This is a genomic window from Pseudomonas umsongensis (genome assembly GCF_012647205.1).
Lineage (GTDB): Bacteria > Pseudomonadota > Gammaproteobacteria > Pseudomonadales > Pseudomonadaceae > Aquipseudomonas > Aquipseudomonas umsongensis.
This window is the reverse complement of record NZ_CP051487.1, coordinates 3957063-3973337: the sequence shown is the minus strand read 5'-3', so window position 1 is coordinate 3973337 and position 16275 is coordinate 3957063. Positions and strand designations below refer to the sequence as shown.

Here is a 16275-nt window from a genome sequence, read left to right as displayed (position 1 = left end):
TGCTCACCGGTAGTTTTGATTGATAGGGCTTTTTCTTAATTACAATGTTTAAATTTTTGATTTAAAACGTTTTTTGTAATAATTTGTTTGTATTGAAGGCGCCGTCTGTCTCATGAATGCCGCGTCAGAATTTATCGACGAATGGCGACGAATTTTTGGCGCTGGCCGAGTCAAAAAATAACTTGAACAATAAAATCGGACACTTCGCAAATGTGATGCTAGTGTTCCTTCCTCCAATTAACCGCACTTGTCTGTTTGTAGAGGACGTGCGTCATGCCGACTTCAAACCCCAGGGTTGCGATATTCGGTAACAGAGTTCCGAGCCTGAATCTTCCAGAGCTTGAGCACTTTACCGATCTGGGCAGCTTGCTGGCTGCCGAAGCATTTGATGTGGTGTTACTGGACATGCCAGCCGCGTATGCTGGCAAAGTGCTACGAAAATTGCGCACGCTTGCCCCTTACCGCTACACGCTGATTTTCTGCTGCCGTGATCAGGATGGCTGGTGTGAAGCCTTGGGCGATGGCGCGTGTCCCGTCGAGACTAGCGAAATAAAAAGGCTCTGGAGCGTGTGGCAGGAACGCTTCCGGCTGTTCGAACATGGCTCGGCCCCCGAACGTTTCGAAAGCCGGGTGCTTTCCTGGCTGTGGTTGCGCGAAGGCGCTCAGTTGCTTGCCTTACGCGATCCGGAGGTGCCTCAGCACTATCGTTATCCGTTGCTGGACGCCCTGGCAGACAGCGAGCAGGTCAACGCGTTCGTCTGGCTCAGCCTGATGGTGCAACAGGACTGGCTGGAAGAGGGGGTTCTGGTGGATCGCGTCCGGCTCTGTTCGGATTGTGGTTCGGGCCGCCTCAATTACATTGATGTGTGTACCGAATGTCACGCCATGGACATTGCACGGCAACCTTCATTGCATTGTTTTACCTGTGGTCATGTTGGCGCACAGGAGTCATTTCTCAAGGACGGGGTGTTGCTGTGCCCCAACTGTTTGAACCGGCTGCGCCACATTGGTAGCGATTACGACCGCCCGATGGAGAATTATCGTTGCCGGTCGTGTCAGGCGTTTTTTGTCGATGCCGAGGTGCAGGCGCGCTGCCTGGATTGCGGCCTGTCACACACACCCGACAAGTTGCGCATACGGGAAGTCAGGGATCTGCGCCTGTCCGAGGCCGGGCGATTCCGCTGCCGCCAGGAGTTCAGTGAAAAGACGGTTGAGCATTTCGGTCGGCTCAGTCTGTTAGGTGGCAAGGACTTCTATGATTTGCTGACCTGGCAGATGCAGATCGTGCGTCGCCACCCTGTGCCTGAGTTTTCACTGATCGGCCTGCGCTTCGTCAACCTTGCCGGTGCGTTGTCGCACCTGGGCGAACAACGCGGCCATGCCTTTATAGATAGTGTGGCCGATCGATTGCAGGAATCTGTCAGGGAAACGGACCGTTGCTCGCGCAGTACCGAAGAATTCTTCTGGATCATGCTTCCCCATACCGACGAGAAGGGGCTGGAAGTCGTCAAGCGCCGCTTGGGTCGGGTCGCCGAATTGTTTTCAGCGCCGGAGGTCAGCGACATTACCTTGCGTGTCATCAGTATCACTGCACCCCGGGATCTACTCGATCAAGAAGATGGCGAGCTGTTACTGGCGCGTATGGCCGGTGAGCTGGGTGACACGGCATGAGCCCATTCCTGGAGCAACTCTTGAGTGCACTCAGCGCGCTCGCAGGGCCGGATGGATTGAGCCGCTTGTTCTACATGCTTTTTCCAGCGTTCATCCTGTTCGAACTGCCCATGATCATCATCGTGTTGCTGGGCGTATTGCGTTGGTTCACCCGTCGGCGTACCAGTGTTCCGAAGATCAGTATTTACCGACCCAAGGTCTCTTGCATCATTACCTGCTACAGCGAGGGCATGGACGTTCAGACCACGCTGTTGAGCCTGTGTGAGCAAACCTATGGCGGCCACATCGAGATGATCCCGGTGGTGGATGGCGCCACGGTGAACCAGGCCACACTCAGCGCCGTTCGCAATTTCCATGTAGACCCGCAGTTATACCCCAAGCGCCATTTACGGCCGATCGCCAAATGGCAGAGGGGTGGCAGGGTGTCGTCCCTCAACGCCGGCCTGTCGCTTGCCGGCGGCGAAATCGTGATGGCGCTCGATGGCGATACATCCTTCGACAACAACATGGTCGCTTCCATCGTGCGGCATTTCGAGGACCCTAAGGTGCCTGCGGTAGCCGGTAGCCTGCGTGTGCGCAATGTCTGGGGTTCCTGGGTGACAGCGATGCAGGCGCTGGAGTACCTGCTGTCGATCCATATGTCGAAAATCGGTCTGGCCGAATGGAACCTGGTCAATAACGTTTCCGGGGCCTTTGGCGCGTTCCGTCGCAGTTTCCTGGTGAAAATCGGTGGCTGGAACACGCACACCGCGGAGGATCTGGACCTGACGTTGCGCATCAAGAGTTACTTCAAGCGGCATGACCTGAGGATTCCGTTCGAGCCCGAAGCGGTAGGACATACCGATGCACCGGCGACGCTGAGCCAGTTTCTGATGCAGCGCTTGCGCTGGGATGGCGACCTGTTTTTTCTCTATATCAGAAAGCACAACCACAATATCAGCCCCACATTATTGGGCTGGCCCACCTTTGTGATGATCCTGATCACGGGCTTTTTCTTCCAGTTGGTGCTGCCGTTTGTCATCTTCATTTATACCTTGCTGGCGCTGTTCATCCTGCCGGGCAAGACGCTGTTGTTCCTGTTTGCGCTGATCTACCTGCTGTACCTGTTGATCACCCTGCTGATGTTCGCAGCCATGCTGGTGATGGTCTCCGACCGGCCTCGACAGGACATGGTGCTGGGGTTGCTGGTGCCTCTGTTCCCGATGTTCATGCTGCTCCTGCGGTGCTGGAGCGTCGTGGCCATGCTCAACGAGATGTTTCGTCGCGGCCATGAAGAAAGCTCGATGGCGCCATGGTGGGTGCTTAAACGTGCCACGAGGTTTTGACATGCGATCGATAATTCTGGCCGCGTCGCTGTGGATGCCCACGGTGTTGCTGGCGGTACAACCCATGACGCTTGAAGCGGCACAGGCACAAAAATGGTCCCAGGCCAGTTATGTCTGGGACAGCGAGGTATTGCTCGATCCCGATCATCGCGCGGCAGAATTGACGGCCCTGCGCAGAGCCGGAATGGACAAGATTTATCTTGGCCTCAAGGGCGCGCAGTTGGAGGACCTCGCCACGACGCGCCAGCGCCTTGAGCAATTGCTGCAGGAGGCAGCCGGCGAGGGGCTGCAAGTGAGCCTGTTGCTGGGCGATCCTGAATGGATGAAGCCGCAGGAGCGCCACCAGCTCACCGAGCTGCTGGACAAACTCAAAGGGCTTTCATTCACCAGCCTGCACCTTGACCTGGAGGTCGAGCAGTTGGGCGTGCCTGTGCCTGACCAGCGTTTGAAGGACTTGCTCGATACCTTGCGCGCGGCATCCCGAGAGAGCCCTTGGCCGGTCGAGATTTCCAGCCATCATCGCTGGTTCGCCGAGACCAAGCCCGGACAAACCTGCGTGCCATGCGGGCTTCCCGCCGCCGGTGTGCGCCAGGTCAGCCTGATGATTTACACCCGCAACCCAAAAAACAGCGCTCGGATGGCAGAGCAGATAGCCCGGCGCTGGCCCGAACTGCAATTTCGCCTCGCCCAAAGCACGGAGCCACAACTGGATGCCACGGAATCCTGGGCCGGCGCGTCGACCGAACAGTTGCAACACCAGAGCAGTGTCTGGCGTGAGCAACTGCAACCCCTGGGGATTGCCGGCATCGACTGGCAAGCCTGGCGAGACTTTCCAAAACGGTGAGCCGTCATGAAGATTCGTTTCGATAGTCGTAAAGAACTGCGTCCGACTCAGGAACAGGGTTTGACCGTGCTCTACGCGCCAGGCAAACGCATGGCCTTTCGCGTGCGCTGGTACCTGATCCTGCTGCTGGTCGCCAGCCCGTTGATCTGGCTGGGAGGCAAGCTGGTCTACGGCATGCTGATGATCGACGCGCCGGCACAGTTGCGCCTGCCGATTCTTGAGGTGCGTGCGCGTGATACCGGTCGGGTCGAGCAACTGTTCGTCAAGGCCGGTGATCAGGTCCGGGCTGACCAGCCCCTGGTCAATCTCGACAACCCGGAATGGCGCGCCAGGTTATCGCAACTGGCGGCCATGCCGACCAATACCAAGCCTGCGCGCAATATCAAATTGGGCGGCAGCGAACGGGCATTGCTGCAGACCCGCATAGGCCGCGCCCAGGAACGGGTGAAGGTGCTCGAAGACCTGGTTTATCGAGGTGCTGTGTCTCCCGGTGAAGTGTTGACGGCCAAATCAGAACTCGACGGTTTCAGGGCGGACCTGCTGGCATTCGAGCGCCGTGAACAATTGGCTAACCAGGCGCCGTTGAGCGTTGAGCGCGATGTTATCCAACAGCAGGCCGAGCAACAGTGGTTGAAGACTCGCCTTGCCGCGCTACCGATCAACGCCGCGCAAAGTGGACGCGTGGCGGAAGTACTGGTCAATCCCGGCGAGAACGTTGGTGCTGGCACATTGCTGATGCGCATCGAGCGACTGGAAGACCCGCTGCTGTGGATTTATCTGGAACCGTTGAACATCAGCTACGCCGCGATTGGTCAACCGCTGCGGGTACGCATGCCGGACGGCGAGTGGTTGAGCGCTCATGTGGTCCAGGCAGTCGACAGCGCGGGTCGCACGCCAACAGTATTGCGCGGGCCGTTCGCAGCCAGCGAAATGGGCTTGCAGGTCGCCGCGCGGTTTGATCAGCCGCTGTCGCCTCGTTGGCGCATTGATCAATTGCCGTTGAATGTTCGTTTTCCCACTGATTGGCCACAATTGCTCAGTGACAGCCGTGAGTTCATCAACCAATTAGGGGACTTGATTGCAATGGATCGACCACAAAACCCCAGCACCCGCGTATCGGAGGCTCAATGATGATGACTGCTGAGCGAATCCTGGTCACCGGTGGCGCCGGCTTCATCGGCTCGCACCTTGTCGAAGCCCTGCTCGAATACGGCTACAGCGTTCGAGTCCTGGATGATCTTTCCACCGGGAAATTATCCAACCTGCCGATTGATCGTTGTCATTTGACCTTGGTAGTGGGGGATGTCGCCGATGCCTCGACGGTAGCGCGCGCCATGAAAGACTGCACCGCGGTGGTCCATCTGGCCGCAGTCGCCTCGGTGCAGGCCTCGGTCGATGACCCGATCGCCACGCACCAGAGCAACTTCATCGGTACGCTCAATATCTGTGAAGCCATGCGCCAGGCAGGTGTAAGGCGGGTGGTCTACGCCTCCAGTGCAGCGATTTACGGCAACAACGGCGAAGGCACCGCGATCAGTGAAGACACACCAAAAAATCCCCTGACGCCGTACGCCGCCGACAAACTGGCCAGCGAATACTTCCTTGATTTCTATCGCCGCCAGCACGGACTGGAACCGGTCATCCTGCGCTTCTTCAATATTTATGGACCGCGCCAGGATCCTTCGTCGCCTTATTCCGGCGTCATCAGTATTTTCAGCGAACGGGCACAAAAAAAACTCCCCATCACCGTTTATGGTGATGGGGAGCAAACAAGGGACTTCGTCTATGTCAATGACCTGGTCAAGATCCTGGTACAGGCGGTCACTGAATCAAAACCGCGTAATGAACCGATCAATGTCGGGTTTAACCGCTCCACCAGCTTGAACGATCTGGCGACGATGCTGGGCGAACTGCTGGGTTGGCCGCTTTCGCTGGCCTACGATGCGCCGCGATCCGGTGACATCAGGCACTCTCTCGCCGACAACAGTCGATTGCTGAGGCATTTTTCGTTGGAAAAACCGACCTGTTTTGCAGAGGGGCTGGGTCAGCTTCTCAGAAGTATTGATGCCGGCGGGCGCTAGAGGCGACTTCGGTTGCCAGCAAATGCTCGGCCAATACGTCATTGAGAAAGCGGAACTGATCGTTGAGCCCGATCACTTCGTTACTGAAGTGATGACCGGCTGCCGGAATCAGCAGTGCCTCGAATTTTTCGTCGAACATCAGGGTCAATACTTTACGAGACTCGAATTGCTGCGAGTAGTAGTTGTTGCCGAACACCGGAAAGCTCACGGCCAAGGTGACGTTGGTGATCATGACGTGCGCTCCTCAGAGAGAAAGAACCAGCCGAATACGCTTAACGTGAAGGCCGTCAGGGCCAGGCAGGTCAGGAGATGGATCAGCATGGTTCTACCCTCCGCTACAGGGTTTTGTGTTGGGTTGGAACTGATCCTACGCTGACGGTGCGTGGGCGGAAGGCAATCGTGGCGATGGTGAATATCGATGGGAGTGATGGTCTGATGTTGTGGGTGTTTCTGATGGCCCCATCGCGGGCAAGCCCGCTCCTACAGGGGATCGGGTTGGAACACGATTGTTGTGTACACCTGTAACCATTGTGGGAGCGGGCTTGCCCACGATGGCAGCCTCAAGAGCACCATCAATCCTGAGCGGCTACCCGCCGCCACCTATACTCAAACCAGGGGCCTCAGAGCGCCGAACCTCCCGTTCGGCTTACACTTCAGGAACCGCGATCTTGAACCTGCGTTCGCTGATCGTCGCCGTGCTGGTAGTGTTGGCGGGATGCGTCACGGCTCCGCCTGCCCCGGTAGAAGTGCCGCAGATCATGATTTCTCCAAGTACCTGGCAGCAAGTGGACCGGGAAATTATCGATGCGTCGCAGTCGGCCACCGAGCAGGCAAAAATCTACGCCCACGGCGCCATGGATTACTGGCGCACCCGGGTCTATCAGCTGACCGAAGAAAATTTCATTCCTTGGTTCAGCAGTTACTGGACCCAGGAATGGCTATCGATGAAGGTCAGTTGGTACACCATCAGTGCCAAGGGCGAGCAGGATGCCACGGAGAAACGCCTGGCAGCGTATCTGCTGGAGAAGTACCAGGAAAAGGTGCTGGCTCCGGCGGCGCTTGAGGTGGATCCGGATGCGATTCTCACCCTGGCAGCGGCGTTCTACCTGGACATAATGAAGGAAGAACTGCAGAAAATTTCCCAACGTCATGGCGTGCCGATGGCGCAGCTCAATGGTCGCATCCGCAAAGTTCCCGCGATTGCCCTCGGGCCGCCGCCCGCCAGGGACGCCTCGCTGTACCAGGTGGTGCATGCTGAGCAGTTGAGCGCGTTGCCGGCGTACGCCGCGCTGGTCGACAAGGTCCACAAGGCCGGTGGCGACAAGGGTGTGGGCTCGACGGACACCGCCATGGCACCGGTGGCCAAGCGCGCCAGTCAACGCATCGAAGCCGAGATGGCCCCGCGTGGGGCGGCCAGTGCGGTAGCGGCGGCAGCCGGCAAGTTGGCCGGCGCGTTGATTTCCGTCGGCGTCGCGGGCGTTCGGGCGATCATCCAGGCCAACGATCGACCGGACAGCGAAGCGTTGATCCGCAGCAGCCTGGGCAACACGTTCGACAAGGCCTGGACCAAGCTGCTGCAGAACCCGACCACCGGTGTGATGGCGGGCACCTTGTACATGGCCTCGCAGATAGAGGGGAGCCTGGCGCAAAGCGCCCAACCGTCGGTCGGTACGGACCCAGGGTCTGTCGATTGGAGCCCGACCCAGTCGACTAATCAACAGATCAACCCATGACCCAAGGAGAACCTCATGTCCTATGTTGATGGCTTTGTCATTGCCGTACCCACCGCCAACCGCGAAAAATTCCGCAAGCACGCCGAGATGGCCGCTGCCATTTTCATCGAGAACGGCGCGCTCAGCCTCGCCGAGTGTTGGGGTGACGACGTGCCTGACGGCAAGGTGACCTCGTTTCCCATGGCGGTGAAACTCAAAGAGAACGAAACCGTGGTGTTTTCCTGGATCGTCTGGCCGGACAAGCCCACGCGTGACGCCGGGATGGCGAAACTGATGAGCGATCCGCGGGTGCAACCGGACGTCAATCCCATGCCATTCGATGGTCAAAGGATGATCTTCGGCGGTTTCGAAATGATCGTGAAGGCTTGATCCGAACCGCCGGATCACTCCGCCGCCGGGGTGATACGGCAACTCTTGCGGTTGCGGATTTCGTCATCGGACGGTCGCTCGCGGACAAACTCGAAGCGCGGCTCGCCTTCGCTGTAATGCACCAGCCAGCCCCATTCCAGCTTGAGTTCATCCTGACCGGGTTCTGGGGGGGTGGCCCACCAGGGTTCCTTACTGAGGATCTGTCGCATGCTTCCCTCCGGTTGGTTCGCCTGCATCAACTATAACTTGCATGCCGGCAGACGCCAGAAGCGGCCTTGCAGGTTGTAGACTCAGGTTATTTCCGGCAGAGATATCTGGCATGAATGACGAAACCCATGAGCCGTTCAAGCGCTTGTTTTTCGCGCTCGGCTGCGCGCCGGCGCAACGCAAGGCCATCGCCCAGTGGCGCAGCGCCTTGCAACTGCGCAGCGGACGTGCGGTGCCGGTCGAGAACTTTCATCTGACCTTGAAGTTTCTGGGGGCGGTCGCGATCGCGCAGATTGCCGATATCTGCACGGCTGCCGCGTCTGTACGAACGTCGGGCGAACGCTTGACCGTGGAGCTCGATCGACTCGACGTCTGGCGCAGGGCAGGGGTCTTGGTGTTGGCACCCGAGCAGGCATCGCCCGCGTTGTTGCGGCTGGTGTATGACCTGGAGCAGGCCCTGTTGCCCTTTGGCCTTGAGGATGCACCACGGGAATTTCGCCCGCACTTGACCTTGGCTCGAGACTATCGGGCGCCGGTGCCGGAGTCTCCCACGCCACCCGAGTTTGTCCTGCGTGCTGATCGCTTCGCGTTGTTCGAATCGCACAAGGGCCGTTACCGGGCGCTGGCCGAATGGCCGTTGGGGGGGGGGGTGACTTAAAGCTGGAACGCGGAGCGTCCCGGACTGCATTCCCACGCAGAGCGTGGGAACGATCACAAAAAAAGGCGCCCGAGGGCGCCAAACTTCACCTTAACCGAGGAGCCAGGTGAGGGATGCAGCGGTGGTAAGGCGCTGCATGAATAGAAAAGCTAAAGCTGAAATCCAGGTTGAATGTTATGGCCTCTTCGCGAGCAGGCTCGCTCCCACAGGGGGACGTATTCCATTGTGGGAGCGAGCCTGCTCGCGAAAGCGGCATCAAGTTCAACACTTATGTGCAGTGAATTACTGGCCGAGTTTCACCTTGGTCCAACCCCGGGTCATGATCCGCTGTACCGCAATCGGCTGGTCAGGGATGGCATACAAGGTTGCCATCACCGCTTCGGGCGGATACGAACCCGGCTCATTGCGAATCGCCTCATCCACCAACGGCGTTGCGGCCGCATTGGCGTTGCTGTAGCCGATGTTGTTGGTGATCTCGGCGATGATGTCCGGGCGCATCAGGAAGTTCATGAACAGGTAGGCGTTCTCGACGTTGGCGGCATCGCGCGGGATGGCGACCATGTCGTAGAAACTGCCGGCGCCTTCTTTCGGGATGCTGTAGTCGATCTTCACCTTGTCCCCGGCTTCCTGGGCGCGAGCCTTGGCCTGCAGCACATCGCCGGAGTAACCGACGGCCACGCAGATGTTGCCGTTGGCCAGGTCCGAGATGTACTTCGAGGAATGGAAGTACGCCACCGATGGGCGGATTTTCATGAACAGTGCTTCGGCTTCGGCGATGTGCGCCTTGTCCTTGTCGTTCACCGGGTAGCCCAGGTAGTGAAGGGCGGCCGGGATCATCTCGGTGGGCGAGTCGAGGAAACTGATGCCGCAGGCTTTGAGTTTTTCAGCATTTTCCGGTTTGAACAGCAGGTCCCAGGAGTTGGTCGGGGCGTTGGCGCCAAGCACATCCTTGACCTTCTGCGGGTTGAAGCCGATGCCGATCGAGCCCCACATGTACGGGAAGGCGTGGGCGTTGTCCGGGTCGCTGGCGGAGGCGTTTTTCAGCAGCACCGGATTGAGGTTCTGCCAGTTGGGCAGCTTCGACTTGTCCAGCTCCTGATAGACCCCGGCCTTGATCTGCTTGGCCAGGAAACTGTTGGACGGCACGACGATGTCGTAGCCGGACTTGCCCGCCAGCAAGCGAGCTTCAAGGGTTTCGTTACTGTCGAAGACATCGTAGGTCACGCGGATGCCGGTCTCGTCTTCGAACTTCTTGACGGTGTCCGGGGCAATGTAATCCGACCAGTTATAGACGCGCAGAACCTTGTCATTGGCCTGGGCGCCCGAGGCGATCACGCCCAATAAGGACAGTGTCAGCAGAGTCCTGCCAAACATTTTCATGTACAACTCCATTTCTTTTCTTATTCAAATCCTTGTAGGAGCGAGCCTGCTCCGGGCGGCGTTCCGACGAAAAACTCAAGGACAACGCGTTCATTCAGATTGCCCAAGCCATCGTTGACGTCCATCGCGAGCATGCTCGCTCCTACAGGGAGTGGTGCTAGGCCGTTGCTCCGACCATTTGCTTTTTCGGTTGTTGCCAGGATTCGCTGGCAGTCTGGTCCATCGCTTCCTGGATCGCCCGTTTACGGCTGGCTTCGGCGCGGCGGCTGAAGTACCAGACCATGAAGGTCACGATCGACACAGCCAACAGGATCAGGCTGGCCACGGCGTTGATCTCCGGCTTCACGCCCAGGCGCACCGCCGAGAACACTTCCATCGGCAGGGTGGTGGAACCCGGGCCCGAGACGAAGCTCGCCAGTACCAGGTCATCCAGCGACAGGGCAAACGACATCATGCCGCCGGCCGCCAGTGACGGCGCGATCATCGGGATGGTGATCAGGAAGAACACCTTGAACGGTTTCGCACCCAGGTCCATGGCCGCTTCTTCGATGGACAGGTCCAGCTCGCGAAGGCGCGCGGAGACTACCACTGCCACGTAGGCGGCACAAAACGTGGTGTGGGCGATCCAGATCGTCACGATGCCACGCTCCATCGGCCAGCCGATCATTTGCGCCATGGCCACGAACAGCAGCAACAGCGACAGACCGGTGATCACTTCCGGCATCACCAGCGGCGCGGTCACCAGGCCACCGAACAGCGTGCGGCCCTTGAAGCGCGTGACGCGGGTCAGCACGAATGCAGCCAATGTCCCCAGCGCCACCGCGGCAATCGCGGTGTAGCAGGCGATTTCCAGCGAACGCACCACCGAGCCCATCAGTTGCGAGTTGTCGAGCAGGCCGGCGTACCACTTGAACGACCAGCCACCCCACACCGTCACCAGCTTGGAGGCGTTGAACGAGTAGATCACCAGGATCAGCATCGGCAGGTAGATAAACGACAGGCCGAAAACCAGCATGAACTTTGAAAATCCGAAGCGTTTCATCCCCGTGCCTCCATCTCTTTGGCCTGGCTGCGGTTGAACAGCAGAATCGGCACGATCAGAATCAACAGCATCACCACCGCCAGGGCGGACGCCACCGGCCAGTCGCGGTTATTGAAAAACTCCTGCCACAGCACTCGGCCGATCATCAGGGTCTCGGGACCGCCCAACAGCTCCGGAATCACGAACTCACCGACCACTGGAATGAACACCAGCATGCACCCGGCGATGATGCCGTTCTTGGCCAGCGGCACGGTGATTTTCCAGAAGCTGTTGAAGGTGCTCGAACCCAGGTCCGAAGCCGCTTCCAGCAGGCTCTGGTCGTGTTTGACCAGGTTGGCGTACAGCGGCAGGATCATGAACGGCAGATACGCATACACCACGCCGATGTAGACGGCGGTGTTGGTGTTGAGGATCTCGATCGGGTGATCGGTCAGCCCGATCCACATCAAAAAGCCGTTGAGCAGGCCGTTGTTGCTGAGGATGCCCATCCACGCATACACGCGGATCAGGATCGCGGTCCAGGTCGGCATCATGATCAGCAGCATCAGCACGTTCTGTGCTTCCTTGCTTGCCTTGGTAATGGCATAGGCCATCGGAAAACCGATCACCAGGCACATCAGCGTACTGAACAGCGCAACCTTCAACGAACCGAGGTATGCCGAGAGGTACAGCTCATCTTCGCCCAGCAACGTGTAGTTGCCGATGTTGAGCAGCAGATTGAATTTCTGCTCGGCGTAGGTGTAGATCTCCGAGTAGGGCGGAATGGCCAGGGCTGCTTCCGAGAAGCTGATCTTCATCACCAAAAAGAACGGCAGCATGAAGAACAGGCACAGCCACAGGAACGGAATGCCGATGACCAGTTTTCGTCCGCTGGGCACCAGGCGCAGGAATTGCTGATTGAAGGTTCTCATGCGCGCAGTACCACGCCGCTGTCGTCTTCCCACCACACGTAGACCTGATCGTCCCAGGTCGGACGTGCGCCACGGCGTTCGGCGTTGGCCATGAACGATTGCACGACCTTGCCGCCAGGCAGCTTGACGTAGAACACCGAGTGGCCGCCGAGGTAGGCGATGTCATGCACGGTGCCGCTGGACCAGTTGTAGCGGGTGTCGGGCTTGGTGGTGCTGACCAGCAGTTTTTCCGGGCGAATGGCGTAGGTGATCGACTTGTCCTGCACCGAGGTGCTGACGCCGTGACCGACGTAGATCTTCTGCTCCAGATCCGTGCTGTGAATGATCGCGTGACCTTCCAGATCTTCCACCACGGTGCCTTCGAAAGCGTTCACGTTGCCGATGAATTCGCAGACCATGCGGCTGACTGGCGCTTCATAGATGTCCACCGGGCTGCCGATCTGGGCGATCCAGCCCAGGTGCATGATCGCAATGCGCTGGGCCATGGTCATGGCTTCTTCCTGGTCGTGGGTCACCATGACGCAGGTCACGCCGACGCGCTCGATGATCTCGACCAACTCCAGCTGCATTTGCGAACGCAGTTTTTTATCCAGCGCGCCCATCGGCTCGTCGAGCAGCAACAGCTTTGGACGTTTGGCCAGGGAGCGGGCCAATGCCACGCGCTGACGCTGGCCGCCGGACAACTGATGCGGCTTGCGCCTGGCGTACTGGGTCATGTGCACCAGGCGCAGCATTTCTTCGACGCGGGCATCGATTTCACTGGCGGGCAACCGGTCCTGCTTGAGGCCGAAGGCGATGTTCTGCGCCACGGTCATGTGCGGGAACAGGGCATAGGACTGGAACATCATGTTGATCGGCCGCTCGTACGGCGGCATGTCGGTGATGTCCACGCCGTCGAGCAGGATGCGCCCTTCAGTCGGGCGCTCGAAGCCGGCGAGCATGCGCAGCAGCGTCGATTTACCGGAACCGGAACCACCGAGCAGGGCAAAGATTTCACCCTGATGGATTTCCAGGGACACATCGTCCACTGCGGTGGTCTCGTCGAACTTCTTGGTGACGCGGTCGACTTTCACCAACACCTTTTTCGGTGCCTGGTGACCTTCAAGAGCCTTCCTGTAGATGCTGGAGGCGTTTGCCATGTGAAACTCCCAACAGGTTTCGTTCGCCGGGCCAACGCGGCCTGGCTTAATAGTTGATTGCAAACCCGAGCGGTCAGTGGGTCGCGATCCCTGTAGGAGCTGGCGAAGCCTGCGATCTTTTGACTTTGCTTTTCAAAATCAAGATCAAAAGATCGCAGGCTTCGCCAGCTCCTACAGGGGATTGCGCTGGATGCCCCGTCCGGGTTTATCCGGTGCCGCCTTCCTGGCTGCGGTACTTGTTGTTATTGCAGTGTGTTGTTGTCGTGAGTCACGGATGCGCGCAAGCGCACCCGCCAGACCCACGGGGGCAGTAAATTGATTGATCTTTTATGACGTCAGCGCGAGTTACGAAGCGCCGCCCGTTGTCGGCACGCGTCACCAAACGCCTGGAAAATTCTCAGGTAGGGCGGGTTTTCAAGAACCTGCCATTCCGGGTGCCATTGCACGCCGAGGGCAAAGGCCTTGCTGTGCTCCACCGAGACCGCTTCGATCAAGCCGTCCGGCGCGAGTGCTTCGGCGCGCAGGCCAGGCGCGAGCCGGTCGATGCCCTGGCTGTGAATCGAATTGACCTGGAACTGCGGGGGCAGGTCCATCGCCTGGAACACGCCACCGGGCTGCACATCGACGGCGTGCGCCGGAGCGTATTGCACCGCGAGGTCGGGATGGTCGGCTTCACGATGATCGAGCAATCCCGGCAGCTCATGGACCTTCTGATGCAGGCTGCCACCGAACGCCACGTTCATCTCCTGAAAGCCGCGGCAGATGCCGAGCACCGGAACGCCAGCGGCAATCGCCGCGCGAATCAGGGGAAGGGTGGTTTGATCCCGCTGGGGATCGTGTTCGGTGCCGGGAGCGCTGGCGGGGCCTTGATAGTGGAAGGGCTCCACATTCGACGGCGAGCCGGTCAGCAACAGACCGTCGAGCTGCGGTAGCAGGTCTTCGATTTCGGTCAGGTCGCCCAGGGAAGGAATGACCACGGGCAGTCCCAGCGCGGCAACGCTGACAGCACGCAAGTACTTGTCACCGCTGACGTGGTAGGGGTGCAGGCCAATCTGTTTGACGCATGCAGTAACGCCGATCAATGGCTTGAATGCCATTTTTATCACCTCGAAGTTTCACACTTGAACGAGCTTTTCTGGAGCTTAGCCTTGTTGATTTTAATTAACAACTCTCATGTAAAAAATTCTAAACGCCGCACGTCTGAAGACGAGGATTTACGCGTGTTTCAAGGATGATCTGGCACTCTCGTGCCTCTGAGAGGCCCGAAAATAAACGCTTAAAGGCTGAGTGTTCGCTATTGACTTCACTTTGCCTTTCGGATTGACTGGCTACGTGAAAGGGCGGTGAACATAATAATTAACAGCTAATAGGTGCATCATGTCGGTCCCTCTGCGTACCGTTCAACTCAACGAAGCAAACGCATTCCTTAAGAAATATCCTGAGGTTTTGTACGTCGACCTTCTGATTGCGGATATGAACGGTGTGGTGCGCGGCAAGCGCATCGAACGCACCAGTCTTCATAAGGTTTACGAGAAAGGCATCAACCTGCCAGCGTCCCTGTTTGCGCTGGACATCAATGGCTCCACGGTGGAAAGCACCGGCCTGGGCCTGGACATCGGCGACTCCGACCGGATCTGCTATCCGATCCCTGGCACCCTGAGCATCGAGCCATGGCAGAAGCGCCCAACCGCGCAACTGCTGATGACCATGCACGAGCTCGAAGGCCAGCCGTTCTTCGCCGACCCGCGGGAAGTGTTGGCAAATGTGGTGCGCAAGTTCGACGACATGGGCCTGACCATCTGCGCCGCGTTCGAACTGGAGTTCTACCTGATCGACCAGGACAACGTGAACGGTCGTCCACAGTCGCCGCGTTCGCCGGTGTCCGGCAAGCGTCCGATGTCGACCCAGGTGTACCTGATCGACGACCTCGACGAATACGTCGACTGCTTGCAGGACATCCTCGAAGGCGCGAAAGAGCAGGGCATCCCGGCTGACGCCATCGTCAAGGAAAGCGCCCCGGCGCAGTTCGAAGTCAACCTGCACCACGTGGCCGATCCTATAAAGGCTTGCGATTACGCGGTGCTGCTCAAGCGTCTGGTGAAAAACATCGCCTACGACCACGAGATGGACACCACGTTCATGGCCAAGCCGTATCCAGGCCAGGCGGGTAACGGTCTGCACGTACACATTTCGATTCTCGACAAGGAAGGCAACAACATCTTTGCCAGCGAGGATCCCGAGCAGAACGCCGCGCTGCGTCACGCGATCGGCGGTGTGCTCGAGACCCTGCCAGCGCAGATGGCGTTCCTCTGCCCGAACGTCAACTCTTACCGTCGTTTCGGCGCGCAGTTCTACGTGCCGAACTCGCCGAGCTGGGGCGTCGACAACCGTACCGTAGCGGTTCGCGTGCCGACCGGTTCACCGGACGCCGTGCGCATCGAGCACCGCGTGGCCGGTGCCGACGCCAACCCGTACCTGTTGATGGCTTCGGTTTTGGCCGGCGTGCACCACGGCCTGACCAACCAGATCGAGCCTGGCGCCCCGGTGGAAGGCAACAGCTACGAACAGAACGAGCAGAGCCTGCCGAACAACCTGCGCGATGCCCTGCGCGAGCTGGACGACAGCGAAGTCATGGCCCGTTATATCGACCCGATGTACATCGACGTGTTCGTGGCGTGCAAGGAAAGCGAGCTGGCCGAGTTCGAGAACTCCATCTCCGACCTTGAGTACAACTGGTACCTGCATACCGTTTAAGACGGATCACGCCGATCAACTGTGGGAGCGAGCCTGCTCGCGAAGGCGGCGGTTCAGTCAGCATTGATGTTGTCTGACACACCGCTTTCGCGAGCAGGCTCGCTCCCACAGGGGACCGTCTTTCAAATCCTTGGATGACCGGTCAGTTCGACTACATATTC

16 protein-coding genes are annotated in these 16275 nt (G+C 58.7%); 9 read left to right on the top strand and 7 right to left on the bottom strand.

Going from position 1 to position 16275, the window contains the following annotated elements; translation table 11 throughout:
- The first annotated feature begins 366 nt into the window (after positions 1–366).
- From HGP31_RS17820 to HGP31_RS17800, 5 genes are read left to right on the top strand one after another with little or no spacing between them, the layout of a single operon-like run.
- Entirely contained in the window at positions 367–1671 is a 1305-nt protein-coding gene (locus tag HGP31_RS17820; RefSeq protein ID WP_240963491.1) for a TackOD1 domain-containing metal-binding protein, read from the top strand.
- Entirely contained in the window at positions 1668–2996 is a 1329-nt protein-coding gene (locus tag HGP31_RS17815) for a glycosyltransferase family 2 protein (protein ID WP_033039616.1), read from the top strand. Before HGP31_RS17820 ends, HGP31_RS17815 begins: the two co-directional genes overlap by 4 nt.
- Before the next feature lies 1 nt (position 2997).
- On the top strand, positions 2998–3840 hold the full coding sequence (locus HGP31_RS17810) for a hypothetical protein (RefSeq protein WP_020798428.1): 843 nt from the start codon (positions 2998–3000) through the stop codon (positions 3838–3840).
- 6 nt (positions 3841–3846) lie between these two features.
- Positions 3847–4971, top strand: coding sequence for an HlyD family secretion protein (locus HGP31_RS17805; RefSeq protein WP_168758313.1), 1125 nt, complete (start codon positions 3847–3849; stop codon positions 4969–4971).
- 2 nt (positions 4972–4973) lie between these two features.
- Entirely contained in the window at positions 4974–5921 is a 948-nt protein-coding gene (locus HGP31_RS17800) for an NAD-dependent epimerase/dehydratase family protein (RefSeq protein ID WP_168759191.1), read from the top strand.
- Here HGP31_RS17800 and HGP31_RS17795 read toward each other — a convergent pair.
- The gene (locus HGP31_RS17795; RefSeq protein ID WP_020798431.1) at positions 5893–6153 is read right to left on the bottom strand and encodes a hypothetical protein; all 261 of its coding nucleotides are present in this window, start codon (positions 6151–6153) and stop codon (positions 5893–5895) included. The two genes, HGP31_RS17800 and HGP31_RS17795, sit on opposite strands and share 29 nt — an antisense overlap.
- Positions 6154–6589: 436 nt before the next feature.
- Here HGP31_RS17795 and HGP31_RS17790 point away from each other — a divergent pair, with 436 nt between their 5' ends.
- Positions 6590–7654 carry a hypothetical protein gene (locus tag HGP31_RS17790; protein WP_020798432.1) on the top strand — a complete coding sequence of 355 codons (1065 nt, stop codon included), beginning with the start codon at positions 6590–6592 and terminating at the stop codon, positions 7652–7654.
- Between the two features lie 15 nt (positions 7655–7669).
- Positions 7670–8023 carry a DUF1428 domain-containing protein gene (locus HGP31_RS17785; protein ID WP_020798433.1) on the top strand — a complete coding sequence of 118 codons (354 nt, stop codon included), beginning with the start codon at positions 7670–7672 and terminating at the stop codon, positions 8021–8023.
- Between the two features lie 14 nt (positions 8024–8037).
- On the opposite strand, the gene HGP31_RS17780 is transcribed toward HGP31_RS17785, so the two are convergent.
- Positions 8038–8232, bottom strand: a complete 195-nt coding sequence (locus HGP31_RS17780; RefSeq protein ID WP_020798434.1) for a hypothetical protein — start codon at positions 8230–8232, stop codon at positions 8038–8040.
- Positions 8233–8342: 110 nt separating this feature from the next.
- Here HGP31_RS17780 and thpR point away from each other — a divergent pair, with 110 nt between their 5' ends.
- Positions 8343–8888, top strand: a complete 546-nt coding sequence (thpR, locus tag HGP31_RS17775) for an RNA 2',3'-cyclic phosphodiesterase (protein ID WP_168758312.1) — start codon at positions 8343–8345, stop codon at positions 8886–8888.
- A 282-nt stretch (positions 8889–9170) separates the two neighbouring features.
- On the opposite strand, the gene HGP31_RS17770 is transcribed toward thpR, so the two are convergent.
- From HGP31_RS17770 to HGP31_RS17750, 5 genes are all read right to left on the bottom strand, one after another.
- Positions 9171–10268 carry a polyamine ABC transporter substrate-binding protein gene (locus HGP31_RS17770; RefSeq protein ID WP_020798437.1) on the bottom strand — a complete coding sequence of 366 codons (1098 nt, stop codon included), beginning with the start codon at positions 10266–10268 and terminating at the stop codon, positions 9171–9173.
- A gap of 157 nt (positions 10269–10425) precedes the next feature.
- Entirely contained in the window at positions 10426–11310 is an 885-nt protein-coding gene (locus HGP31_RS17765; protein ID WP_020798439.1) for an ABC transporter permease subunit, read from the bottom strand.
- Positions 11307–12188, bottom strand: a complete 882-nt coding sequence (locus HGP31_RS17760; protein ID WP_162831853.1) for an ABC transporter permease subunit — start codon at positions 12186–12188, stop codon at positions 11307–11309. Before HGP31_RS17760 ends, HGP31_RS17765 begins: the two co-directional genes overlap by 4 nt.
- A gap of 29 nt (positions 12189–12217) precedes the next feature.
- Entirely contained in the window at positions 12218–13360 is a 1143-nt protein-coding gene (gene potA / locus HGP31_RS17755; RefSeq protein WP_110755180.1) for a polyamine ABC transporter ATP-binding protein, read from the bottom strand.
- Positions 13361–13695: 335 nt separating this feature from the next.
- Positions 13696–14457: a gamma-glutamyl-gamma-aminobutyrate hydrolase family protein gene (locus HGP31_RS17750; protein WP_033044669.1), complete on the bottom strand. Its 762-nt coding sequence runs from the start codon at positions 14455–14457 to the stop codon at positions 13696–13698.
- Positions 14458–14737: 280 nt separating this feature from the next.
- Between HGP31_RS17750 and HGP31_RS17745 the strand changes: the two genes are divergently transcribed.
- Positions 14738–16114, top strand: a complete 1377-nt coding sequence (locus HGP31_RS17745) for a glutamine synthetase family protein (RefSeq protein ID WP_083349274.1) — start codon at positions 14738–14740, stop codon at positions 16112–16114.
- Positions 16115–16275 lie beyond the last annotated feature (161 nt).